Genomic DNA, 12,281 nt, shown 5'->3' with positions numbered 1-12,281 from the left:
AAAAATAGAATTAGGAAGGGTTTAACATCTAGTTATTAAAACAAACGACCATAATAATTTAAATCAACGATTTCACCCTTAGTGGTTCTATAATCTTTTCGAATCGTGCCTTCCAACTCAAATCCATTTTTTAGAATAACAGCAATACTGCCTTTATTCCTGCTACTAGCTCGGCATAATAGTTTGATGAATTTATAGTGTTCTACAATATGATCAACTACTAATTTAGTAGCTTCAGTCACAATGCCTTTGCCTTCGTATTTAAGATCGATAAAAGAACCTAATTCTGCCTTTGGTACATTCAAATCTATGTTCTTTACATCTACCAATCCCACAAAAGCATTGGTATGATTATCTGTAATCATGAACGGTAAATAGCTTATATTTTGGATGCGTTGTTGAATTTCAACACAGTATTTCTCAGTAGCATCAAGGGTTAATGTTTTTGAAACTGTTCCTGCAAAGAAATCTTCTAAACGCGGTCTGTTGTTATCAATTAAATTGAAAAACACTTCGCTTTCATTCGCTTGTAGGAGATTGACTTTATAGTGATCAAATGTCATACATTAATTGTCTAATAATCGTCTGTGATAATTTATTTGTCCAAGATGATACGCCAAGTGCATAGTCAGGTGTACTAAGAAATATTCGGTAGTCATAGGTTCCTTAAACACACGATGTGTATATTCTTTTTGTAAATCATCTTCAGATATTTTTTCTAGAACTGAAGAAACAACATCTATCGTATCTTCCACTTGTTGTATTAATTCTGCTCTAGGAACATCTTTAAGAGAAAACTCTAACTCGCGTTGTCTTACATATCCGGAATCACCCATAGTTGCTCCAATAAAATGATTCAAATTTCCAACGAGATGCAAACATAGATTACCTGCAGAATTTGAAATATCCTCAGGAACTATCCACAAGGTTTTTTCTTCTTTATAGATTTCAATTTCCTTTTTTAAGGCGTTTAAGTCTCTATTGAATAATTTAATTAATGTATCTATAATCATGTGTTCGGTTTTATAATCCCATAAAATTATTTAAAATAAATTAAATCTTAGCTTGATAGGTATACAAATCATAGTACCTGCCTTCTGCCGCAATGAGCTCATCATGATTTCCTCGTTCGGCAATTTTTCCGTTTTCTATAACCAAAATTTGATCAGCTTTACGAATCGTACTCAATCGGTGAGCAATCACGATTGTGGTTCTATTTTTAGTAAGTTCTCCCAAACTCTTTTGAATCAGAGCTTCGCTTTCAGTATCTAAATTAGAAGTCGCTTCATCTAAAATAATAATTTTTGGATCAGCTAAAATAGCTCTAGCAATTGCAATACGTTGTCGTTGTCCACCAGATAATTTCACGCCTCGTTCTCCAATCATCGTTTCTAAACCATCATCAAAACGGTCTGTGAATTCATTTACATAAGCGGCTTTTACCGCTGCAAGCAATTGTTCTTCCGAAGCATTAGGTCTTGGAAACATAATATTCTCACGAATGGTTCCTTCAAACAAAAACTCATCCTGTAACACAACACCTAAATGTTTTCTGAAACTTTTCAGATTCACCTTTGACAAATCTTTACCATCAATTGTAATTTGTCCTGACTTAGGATTTAAAAATGTTGCTGATAATCCGGCAATTGTAGATTTTCCTGAACCTGAACTTCCTACGAGTGCAATCACGGAACCTGATTCTGCTTTAAAATTTATGTTATATAATACAGCTTTTCCTTCTTCGTATGCAAAAGACACATCATTAAATTCTAGTTCTCCCTTAAACTCTTTAAGTTCTATACTTCTATTGGCATCATCTTCTTCGGCAGCCATATTCATTAATTCTTCCGTTCTATCTAAACCTGCTAAAGCTTCTGTTAATTGACTTCCAATATTACTCATTTGAACAATTGGCGCAATCATAAATCCTAATAGTAAGGTGAAAAATAGAAAGTCACCAGTAGTCATTTCTCCAAGAATCATGTAATAACCACCAATACCCATAATTCCAGTAGTTGCAACGCCAATCAAAAAAGTTGAAGAACTTGTCATTAAGGCGGTAGCTGTTAAGCTTTTCTTTACGTTTTGGAATAATCTATCAACGCCTTTTTCAAAAATCTTGTTTTCTTGATCTTCAGCATTAAATGCTTTTATCACACGAACACCAGCTAAAGTTTCGGTTAAACGACCGGTAACCTCAGCATTAATTTTTCCGCGAGATCTAAAAATAGGGCGAATGTATTTGAATGCTTTTAAAGCAATAATTCCGAATATAGACAAAGGCACAAATACAAAAAGTGTCATCCATGCATTGAGTTTTATTAAAATAATTAATGAGACAATAGCTGTGAAACTTCCTCCTACCAACTGAACTAAGCCTGTTCCTATAAGGTTTCGAACACCTTCTACATCATTCATAATTCTGGATACTAAAGCACCTGACTTGGTATTATCAAAAAAGCTTATCGGTAAGGACAAGACCTTTTTTTGTACTTGTGCACGTAACTCACTAATTAAATATTGCGCCTGAACACTTAATATTTTAGTGAGTAAAAATGACGTAGCTGCTTGCACTGTAATGGCAGTTATAACAATCGAAATAAGTGTCCATAATCCACTTGTATCTGCATTTGGAACAACTTCATCCAACAAAACTTTACTTTGCCATGGGAGCACCAATCCAGACAAGCTTCTTAAAACAATAAGTACTAAGCCTATAAAAACTAATTTTCTACGTGGCCAAATAATCGTTTTAAATGCTTGTTTTAGGGTGACTTTTGGTTTTTTATTATCTTTTTTATCAGACGATTTTAAATGCTGCATGATTGAAATTTAGTTTACAAAGATACACTTGAAATTCGTACTCCGTTTTTTGAAAAGTCAATGTTTTGTTAATTCATTTTTTGAGGTTAAATACTCTTTGTTTTCTTGTACTTTTGCGCCATGCAAAACAAACCTACGTTTAAAATCGAATTTATTGCACTTATGGCATCGTTGATGTCAATAGTTGCTTTATCTATTGATGCATTATTACCAGCTTTACCAGAGATTGGAAGTGCACTTGGAGTAACGAACCCAAGTGACAATCAGTTATTGATCACCATGATCTTTTTAGGTTTAGGCTTTGGACAGTTGATCTTTGGACCTTTATCTGACAGTTTTGGGCGTAAACCTATGGTTTATTTTGGGTTTGCTGTGTTCGTTATTGCAAGTATTATTTGCGTCACTACCAACAACTTTGAAGTGATGATTGTTGGTCGTATACTTCAAGGCATTGGTTTATCTTCTCCACGAACAATTGCTATTGCCATGACACGTGACACTTATAGTGGTGATTTTATGGCAAAAGTCTTATCTATTATTGTCATGTTCTTTATTTTGGTTCCAATTGTAGCTCCAACGCTTGGACAATGGTTACTAGACATTTTTAATTGGCAAGCTATATTTAATGCCAACCTCATCATAGGATTACTTATTGTTTTATGGTTTTGGAAACGACAACCAGAAACACTTAAAGACGAAAACCGGATTAAATTCTCGCCATCAATTTTCATTACTGGAACTAAAGAGTTTTTACGACATAAAGAAGCAGTTGCATTTACATTTGTATCAGGATTTATTACTGGTTCGTTTATGGTGTATTTAAGCACCTCACAACAGATCTTTCAAGAACAATACCAATTAGGTGAATTATTCCCTTATATATTTGCAAGTACAGCCTTTTCAGTAGGATTTGCAACATTTACTAATAGTAGACTCGTTATTAGATTTGGCTCCTTTAATATTGCCTATTATGGCACGATAGCTTATGCTGCAATTTCATTATTATACGTGATGTTATATTACACAGGTAATAATCCAAGTATTGGCATTTTAATTACCTTCTTTTTATTACAGTTTTTTGCTATAGGTTTTCTCTTCGGAAATTTACGTTCACTTGCGATGGAACCTTTAGGTCATATTGCTGGTATTGGTTCTGCCATTAATGGATTTATATCTACGGTTATGGCTGTACCTATTGCCAACTATATTGGAAGTTTTGTGAAAACTTCTGTACTTCCTCTCTTTATTGGATTTTCTATTTTTGGAATACTTTCGTTATTGGTGTTCTTGTGGTTGAAACGGAGACGTGTTCGTATTAGGGCTTAGCTTTTTTATAAAACTCAAATCTTCTTTAGTGATGGTTTTAGATTAAAACTACAGTAATCTGTTAAAAATCAATATCCTAAAGGTTTTCGTTTTAAATTTTATAACTTGTTAGTCAATCAAATTATAAAATTCATGAAAAAAATTACTTTGTTACTTACCTTATTAACTTTTGGAGCACAAGCCCAAACTTTTCCACTTCCATATTGCGAGATTACAGATGCTAATGGCGTTACTGTTGAAGAAATCACCTCAGTTGATTTTGCTGGAATCAGTATTTCTAATTCTGATGCTGCTTCCGTATTAGTTGATGAAACGACTACTATTGTCAATGTTCCTCAAGATGAAACTTATACAATTGAAGTTGCTGGGAATACATATGGCAACTTTGACACAGATATTGTTGCTTTTATAGATTGGAATCAGAACGATCTATTAGATGATACTGGCGAAATCTATCAAATAGGAACACTTACCAATACAAATGGAAGCGATGGCAATTCAGTTACTTTGGATATTATTATCCCAACAGACGCTGTTTTAGGAACCACACGAATTCGACTTACAAAAACATATCAAGATCCTGATTCTCCTGCGGAAATAAACCCATGTGGCATACAGTTTAATCCATTTGGTCAAGGTGTTTTTTCAGGCTTTGGACAAGCATTAGATTTTAGTTTAGATGTAGAAGCGCCTTTAGGTATAGATACATATGAGTTTAATGCCTTTTCTGTATATCCTATCCCTACAAAAGATGTTTTAAATATAACATCCAAATCAGTATTAAATGCTGTAAAAATATATAATATTTTAGGCCAAGAAGTGTATGCTAAAAACACAGAAGCATCTCAATTAAAATTAGACCTGTCGTCTTTTACTTCAGGAATCTACATAGTGAAACTCTTTACTGAAGAAGGTCAGCATAGTTTTAGGGTTATAAAGGAATAGAAGCCTCAGTTATTGAAATGCTAACGTATTGCATTAAGAAGTTAGACTATGAATTCTTAAGTCTTTTTTAAATATAATAAGACACTAGTCATCTTTATAGCTTATACGGTCGCGAATGCCACCAGTTTCACGATGAATAATCACATCTGCATTATAGCGTTTAGCTAAGGTCTTCGCTTTACGAATGGCTGTGCTTTGTTTTCGATGTTTTGAGGTGATTCGCTTATTCCCTTCTCGTCTCACAGCCCAATCGTCTTGATAAGGCACAACATGTTGATGCCAAGTTCTTTTTTTAGTACTGTCTTTTCCTAGAGCTTTGAGAATGGCTTCTATGAGTTGTTGTATAGCTTTTACTAAGGCTGTTTTGTTGGACATACTTTTACTCCTCTTTAGCTTTTTTAATAATCGCTTTAAGACGCTCTTTTCTGGTGGCAGCTTCTGACTTGAGTTTGTTCTTTTTTTGCGCCATTAGCTTAGAATGCTTGGCTTTTGCCCTTGTGTTTTTCTCTGATCCTTTTTTTGACATAGCTAATTGATGATTACTATTTTAACAAATTAAAGATAATAAAACAAAAAAACAACCTAATTAGGTTGCTCTTTTTGTTTTGCATTAGTGATTGATGTGCCATCCTTTTGTAAAGCAAAAGATATAACGGAAAGCACGACCTTTTGAGCTAGGAAAAGGGAATGCCCAAAAGCTAAGCTTTTAATACCACTCTAAATCGAGCTTTACCATCATGCAAGTGATCTATAGCTTCGTTGACATTAGTCATATCAAATTCTTCTACCGTTGGATAGATATCGTGTCGTACACAAAATTCCAGCATTTTACGAGTTAAAGCAATACTACCTAAAGGACTTCCTCCTACCGACTTTTCGCCAGCGATCAAACTGAATGCAGGAATTTCCATAGGTTCTAAAACTGCTCCAACAGTATGTAATTTACCTTGAGGTGCAAGTGTATTTAAATAGGAACTCCAATCTAGTTTAACATTAGTCGTGTTTAAAATAAAATCTAGACTGCCAGCAATACTTTCTAAATCGGAAGGATCTGTTGAGTCGACCACATTGTGTGCTCCCATTGCTTTCAACGCTTCAGTTTTAGATTTGTTAGACGTAAAGGCAGTTACTTCACAACCCCATGCTTTTAAGAATTTAAGTGCCATATGACCTAATCCTCCAATTCCAATCACACCAACTTTATCTGTTGGTTGAACACCAGACAATACTATAGGATTGAATACCGTAATTCCGCCACAAAATAAAGGACCTGCTTTAGCCATATCTATTCCAGATGGCAACTTGGTAACCCAAGACCAATGTCCGCGAACATGATCTGCAAAGCCTCCATGACGTCCAACAATTGTACCTTCAGCAGTTGCGCAAAGGTGCTGTTTCCCATCCATACATTGATTACAATGTAAACACGATTCTGAATACCAACCCAAACCTACTTTGTCGCCTATTTTAAGTCCTTTTACTTCTGAGCCTAAACTAATGACTTCTCCCACAATTTCGTGACCTGGAACGAGTGGAAATTCCGCATTTCCCCAATCGTTGTTAATCATGCTCAAGTCACTATGACAGAGTCCGCAATAATGGACCTTGATATCGACTTGTTCCTTGCCTAATTCTGGTAAATTGTATTGAAAGGTTTCTAGTTTTGCTCCAGCTTCTTTTGCTGCGTATGCATTAATTATCATAATTGTAATATATGTTTTAGTGTTGTTTTTCTTTTTTTTAAAGATACGAAGATTCCCTATAGAAATTAATTAAAGACTAGTTGGGATTATTGGTATGTTTGTTAAGCTTTGAATTAGTCTAAAAATCGGTAGTACGCACATTTGAGATAAGCGCCTTCTGGAAAGCCAACTGGATGATCGATATCGTGCTGTGTTTTCTGTTCGATAGAAAATGAACGTTGATACTTTTGTAAGGTTTGTGCATTTATGTCATAAAATGCTGTTGCTGTCACTCTTGATGAACAAGAAGCCAAGACTAAAATTCCGCTTTTTGCTGTGAGTTGCACTCCCAACTGCGCTAGTTGTGCATATTTTTTCTTTGCTAAAGCGACTTCCGTTTGTTGTTTGGCAAAACTAGGTGGATCAATCACCACAACATCAAATTGTATGTTTTCTGAAACGAGCTCTTCCAATATTTTAAAGGCATCGCCTGCTAAGGTATTATGTGTTCCAGAATATGGATTTAGTTTTCCGTTTTGAAGTGCAATTTCTAAGGCTTGTTCGCTAATATCTAAACTAGTGACTTCCTTTGCTCCATTTGCTAAGGCATGAACTGAAAATCCGCCAGCATAGGAAAACACATCTAAAACAGTTTTGTTTTTACTTAGCAGCCCAACTTGTCGTCGATTCTCTCTATGATCTAAAAAGTAACCCGTTTTATGGCCTTTGATTACGTTTGCCGAAAACTGAACACCATGTTCTATAAACTGAACCTCTTCGTTGTCTAAGGTTCCAAAAACCACATCACCATCTTTAAGTTGGTGCGATTTAGAATTTTGTAAGCCTCGACTTAAACGAATCACAAGTGTTTTACATTTTGAGATTTGTAATAAACTTTCAAGAATAGTTTCTAAAAAAGGCAACCATATTTCTGAATAGAGTTTTACTACCAATACTTTCGCATAGACATCTGCAATAAGCGACGGAAAACCATCATTCTCACCAAATAACAATCGATAACTATTGGTCTTCGTTTTTAAAAGTGGTAATCGTTTTTGATAGGCTTGCTGAATTTTATTATAAAAAAAGGCATTATCAATATTCACCGAAGCGGTATCACTATAAATCATTTTGATACGTATTGGTGAATTAGCATCATACAAACCAATCCCAATCATCTTATTGGCTCGTTTGCCAAAGATAATTGACATATCACCAGTTTGAGCAGTGTTATTAATTTTTACAATACTATCTGAAAACACCCAAGGATGACCATCTTGCACATAGTTCTCGCCTTTAGCTGTTAATTTTACGGCTAGACGTTTTGGTTGAAGATTGGTTACAATTTGTTTTGAAAAAGGCATTTAGTGAGCTATATAATCGTATCACAAAGAAACAATAATCTTTATTGAATAGAAATAAAAAACGCAACCCTTTCAAGTTCTGTTTTTTTTAGTCCTAATCTTCTTCTTCTATTTCCTTAACAAATGTCACTTTAGAGATAGAAGTTGATGAGAAATTAAAACCTGCTTCTGAAGAATTGATAGATTCTGTAATTCCAATAATTAAGCTTTCAGCAGTTAGTTCAAAAATTTCGACTGTTCCTGTTTCTGATGAGTCTGCAAAAATTAGTTCATCACCATCTAGAGCCCATGCTCCACTTTCTAAAAACATTATATTCTCAATATTTTCAACTTCAGATTGTCCCAGAGTTGTTGTGGTCACTTCTAAACTATAAGAACCGTCAGAAATAGTTTCATTTGGATTATCATCAAAGATAATTGTGAAGTTAATATCGTAACCTTGTCCTACTGCTTGTGACGTTATATCTTGACCCGAAAAGTTGGTCACCACATCATAAGTAAATTGCACATCTACTGCTATCCATGTCCCTAATAAATCTCTATTAAAGTCAGAATCTTCAGGATCAAAGCTATCGTCATTCCCAGAACAGGCTGTTAGGATTAAAGCCAAAACGAGACATAATTTATGGGCTAATTTCATTTTTAGAGGAATTGGTTATAAGTAAATCTAAAATACAACTAATAACACTGAGTTTTAATTAATAAGATTAAATTAGATGTAAGGTTGTTTTTATAAGTTAAAGCGCTGAAGGTTAGACCAAAAAAAAAAAAACGCAATCATTACTGATTGCGTTTTTCAAACTAATATTCTTTGAATTTACATTCTAGAATAAATTGTTTCTAAATCTATAGTTGTTGTATTTAAAGTACCTTGGTTATTAATTACTTCAACCGTTTGATATCTTAATCTTAATGTTGTATTTGTTAATTCTAAAATCGTCATTGTTCCTTCATCTCCATTAGACACTGTAGTTAATTGGCTTCCATCTCTGGTCCATGTACCATCTCCTACAAATTCAAGGTTTGGAACATCAAACACTTGTTCTTGTCCTAAAGTCGTTGAAGTTAGTTCTACGCTATATTGACCTTCAGAAACAAATTCATTTGGGTTTTCAGAAAATTCTAATGTAAAATCCACATCATAAGATTCTCCAACAAAATCAGTTACGATGGTTTGTCCTGCAACCTCTATAACTGTATCTCCGGAATATAATACATCAACGGCATCCCAAATTCCAATCAATTCACCATTAACATCTCCTGGATCATTACTATTATCGTTGTCATCACTAGAACAAGCAGTTAATACTAAAGTAAGAGCAATAAATAAAAAGTTAAATTTTTTCATAATTTATTTGAGTTTTTATAAGCCGCTAATTTAAAAATTAAAATCAAAACTCATCTGTAAATCATCGTAATTTATTGATTTGATGACTATATGCAAAAAAAAACGCAGCCCTTTCAGGTTGCGTTTTTTCAAATGTTAAGATAATTTTGTATGCTTATTTTACTTCTTCAAAGTCTACGTCCTCTACATCACTTCCTTCTGCTTCGCCATTTTGACTTGCATCTGGTCCTGGTGCTTCTTGACCTGCTTCTTGTCCTTCAGCTTGCGCTTTGTACATTTCTTCAGATGCTACTTTCCAAGCTTCGTTGATTTTTTCTAAAGCTGGTGTAATAACCTCAATATCTTTAGTTTCGTAAGCTGTCTTCAATTCTGCAAGTGCTTCTTCAATTGGTTGCTTCTTATCATCAGATAATTTTTCACCAAATTCTTTAAGTTGACTTTCCGTTTGAAAAATCATAGCATCTGCTTCATTTAGTTTTGTAGCATTTTCTACTGCTTTTGCATCTGCTTCTGCATTTGCCTCAGCGTCTTGCTTCATCTTTTGAATTTCCTCATCTGTTAATCCTGAAGATGCTTCAATTCTAATATCTTGTGTTTTGTTTGTCGCTTTATCTGTTGCAGATACTTTGATGATACCATTGGCATCAATATCAAAGGTAACTTCAATTTGAGGTGTTCCTCTTTGTGCTGGTGGAATACCATCTAAATGGAAACGACCAATTGTTTTGTTATCTGCTGCCATTGGACGCTCTCCTTGTAATACATGGATTTCTACCGATGGTTGATTATCTGCTGCTGTTGAGAATACTTGTGATTTCTTAGTTGGAATCGTTGTATTCGCTTCAATCAATTTTGTCAAGACATTACCCATAGTTTCGATACCAAGAGATAATGGTGTTACGTCTAATAAAAGAACATCTTTTACATCACCTGATAATACACCACCTTGGATTCCTGCTCCTAAAGAAACAACTTCATCTGGATTTACACCTTTACTTGGTGCTTTTCCGAAGAACTTCTCTACTTCAGCTTGAACTATAGGAATACGAGTAGATCCTCCTACTAATATTACTTCGTCAATATCACTCTTAGATAATCCTGCTGCTTTTAAAGCAGAAGCACATGGCTCTATTGTACGTTTTACTAAATCGTCAATTAACTGCTCAAATTTTGAACGTGTTAATGTACGAACTAAGTGTTTTGGTCCTGAAGCTGTAGCAGTCACGTATGGTAAGTTAATTTCAGTTTGTGCTGAAGATGATAATTCAATCTTCGCTTTTTCTGAAGCTTCCTTTAAACGTTGTAATGCCATTGGGTCTTTACGTAAATCAATACTTTCTTCTGCATTGAATTCATCTGCCAACCAGTTGATGATTTTTTGATCTACATCATCACCACCTAAGTGTGTGTCTCCATCTGTAGATAACACTTCAAATACACCATCTCCTAATTCTAAGATAGATACATCATGTGTTCCTCCACCAAAATCGAAAACAACGATTTTTTGGTCAATACCTTTTTTGTCCATACCATAAGCTAATGCTGCTGCAGTAGGTTCGTTGATAATTCTACGAACTTTTAAACCTGCAATCTCACCTGCTTCTTTAGTAGCTTGACGTTGCGAATCATTAAAGTAAGCTGGTACAGTAATTACTGCTTCACTTACATCTTGACCTAAATAGTCTTCAGCAGTTTTCTTCATTTTTTGAAGAATCATAGCTGATAATTCTTGTGGTGTATATAAACGACCATCGATATCTACTCTTGGAGTATCGTTGTCACCTTTAACGACTGTATACGGTACACGTTCTGCTTCTTTTTTAGATTCAGAATATTTGTTACCCATAAAACGTTTAATTGAATAAACCGTTTTTGTTGGGTTAGTTACTGCTTGTCTTTTTGCTGGATCACCAACTTTAATTTCTCCTCCTTCTACAAAGGCGATAACCGAAGGTGTTGTTCTTTTACCTTCAGCGTTTGGGATGACAACCGGTTCGTTACCTTCCATTACAGAAACGCAAGAGTTTGTTGTACCTAAATCGATTCCAATAATTTTACTCATAATATTATATTTGTTTTAAAGATTTCCGCTTATCACGGAAACGTTATGTTCATTTTAATTACGATTTGATTATGACAATCATTATGCCATTACAATAAATATGACATGATGTCAGAATACTTTCTGAAAATTGTCTAGTTATATTGTAGTTTTGGTACATGATTTGATACATAAAAACAAAACTTATACTTATGAAACATATATCTTACCTTATTTTAGCTTTTGCTTCTTTTTTTATGATGTCTTGCGATGGAGATCCTGGACCACAAGGTCCTACTGGCGCAGATGGAGGCTTATTAGTCTCGTCAGCTTTTGAAATTGAAATCGATTTTAATACTGAAAATGATTACTCTTTTATTGAAGATTACGGATTTGATGTGTTTCCTTCTGATGTTACCTTGGTTTACATTTTATGGGATACTGTAAACGGACAAGATATTTGGCGTTTATTACCACAAACTGTAGAATTTGAAAATGGAACTTTAGTCTATAATTACGATTTTACCCAAGCTGACGTGAGTTTCTTTTTAGAAGGCACGACTGACCTAGATACCCTTGGGTCTGAATGGACTCAGAATCAAGTGTTCAGAGTTGTTGTTGTACCTGCAGATAATATTGATGGACTTGATGTGTCTAATCTCAATGTCGTCATGCAAGCAACTAGCATTGATAACTTTAATGTCAGATAATATAAAAACTTTTGCACGTCTTGTCACACCTATGCAACAAAA

The 12,281-nt window shown here is 34.5% G+C and carries 13 protein-coding genes; 3 read left to right on the top strand and 10 right to left on the bottom strand.

The genetic code is table 11. The annotated features are described in order from the left end of the window. Positions 1-35 precede the first annotated feature (35 nt). Genes RH81_RS15720 through RH81_RS15710 form a run of 3 tightly spaced genes read right to left on the bottom strand, consistent with a single transcriptional unit; the run spans position 36 to position 2,823 of the window. Entirely contained in the window at positions 36-563 is a 528-nt protein-coding gene (locus RH81_RS15720) for a GNAT family N-acetyltransferase (protein WP_033962099.1), read from the bottom strand. Positions 564-566: 3 nt separating this feature from the next. Continuing rightward, on the bottom strand, positions 567-1,013 hold the full coding sequence (locus tag RH81_RS15715) for a DinB family protein (RefSeq protein WP_033962098.1): 447 nt from the start codon (positions 1,011-1,013) through the stop codon (positions 567-569). A 40-nt stretch (positions 1,014-1,053) separates the two neighbouring features. Beyond that, the gene (locus RH81_RS15710) at positions 1,054-2,823 is read right to left on the bottom strand and encodes an ABC transporter ATP-binding protein (protein WP_033962095.1); all 1,770 of its coding nucleotides are present in this window, start codon (positions 2,821-2,823) and stop codon (positions 1,054-1,056) included. A 120-nt stretch (positions 2,824-2,943) separates the two neighbouring features. Between RH81_RS15710 and RH81_RS15705 the strand changes: the two genes are divergently transcribed. Continuing rightward, positions 2,944-4,149: a multidrug effflux MFS transporter gene (locus tag RH81_RS15705; RefSeq protein WP_033962092.1), complete on the top strand. Its 1,206-nt coding sequence runs from the start codon at positions 2,944-2,946 to the stop codon at positions 4,147-4,149. 132 nt (positions 4,150-4,281) lie between these two features. After that, on the top strand, positions 4,282-5,094 hold the full coding sequence (locus RH81_RS15700) for a T9SS type A sorting domain-containing protein (RefSeq protein WP_033962089.1): 813 nt from the start codon (positions 4,282-4,284) through the stop codon (positions 5,092-5,094). 84 nt (positions 5,095-5,178) lie between these two features. Here RH81_RS15700 and RH81_RS16670 read toward each other — a convergent pair whose 3' ends face one another. From RH81_RS16670 to dnaK, 7 genes are all read right to left on the bottom strand, one after another. Next, entirely contained in the window at positions 5,179-5,469 is a 291-nt protein-coding gene (locus RH81_RS16670) for a DUF2188 domain-containing protein (protein ID WP_052172598.1), read from the bottom strand. A 4-nt stretch (positions 5,470-5,473) separates the two neighbouring features. Beyond that, the gene (locus RH81_RS17170) at positions 5,474-5,620 is read right to left on the bottom strand and encodes a hypothetical protein (protein WP_173424380.1); all 147 of its coding nucleotides are present in this window, start codon (positions 5,618-5,620) and stop codon (positions 5,474-5,476) included. A gap of 172 nt (positions 5,621-5,792) precedes the next feature. Further along, the gene (gene ahr, locus RH81_RS15690) at positions 5,793-6,797 is read right to left on the bottom strand and encodes an NADPH-dependent aldehyde reductase Ahr (RefSeq protein ID WP_033962086.1); all 1,005 of its coding nucleotides are present in this window, start codon (positions 6,795-6,797) and stop codon (positions 5,793-5,795) included. Between the two features lie 113 nt (positions 6,798-6,910). Further along, the gene (locus tag RH81_RS15685; RefSeq protein WP_033962083.1) at positions 6,911-8,140 is read right to left on the bottom strand and encodes a class I SAM-dependent rRNA methyltransferase; all 1,230 of its coding nucleotides are present in this window, start codon (positions 8,138-8,140) and stop codon (positions 6,911-6,913) included. 94 nt (positions 8,141-8,234) lie between these two features. Further along, positions 8,235-8,780, bottom strand: a complete 546-nt coding sequence (locus RH81_RS15680; RefSeq protein WP_033962080.1) for a hypothetical protein — start codon at positions 8,778-8,780, stop codon at positions 8,235-8,237. A 177-nt stretch (positions 8,781-8,957) separates the two neighbouring features. After that, complete coding sequence (locus tag RH81_RS15675) at positions 8,958-9,488, bottom strand: lipocalin family protein (RefSeq protein WP_033962077.1); 531 nt, start codon at positions 9,486-9,488, stop codon at positions 8,958-8,960. 154 nt (positions 9,489-9,642) lie between these two features. Further along, a complete protein-coding gene (dnaK, locus tag RH81_RS15670; RefSeq protein WP_033962074.1) occupies positions 9,643-11,550 on the bottom strand; it encodes a molecular chaperone DnaK in 1,908 nt (635 codons plus the stop codon). A gap of 191 nt (positions 11,551-11,741) precedes the next feature. On the opposite strand from dnaK, the gene RH81_RS15665 reads away from it, so the two are divergent. Further along, positions 11,742-12,239, top strand: a complete 498-nt coding sequence (locus RH81_RS15665) for a hypothetical protein (RefSeq protein WP_033962071.1) — start codon at positions 11,742-11,744, stop codon at positions 12,237-12,239. Positions 12,240-12,281: the final 42 nt, after the last annotated feature.

Origin of the sequence: Psychroserpens jangbogonensis, from assembly GCF_000797465.1 — a bacterium.
Taxonomy (GTDB): Bacteria; Bacteroidota; Bacteroidia; order Flavobacteriales; family Flavobacteriaceae; genus Psychroserpens; species Psychroserpens jangbogonensis.
Note: the sequence above shows the minus strand (reverse complement) of the source record. Positions and strands in the feature narration are given on the sequence as shown.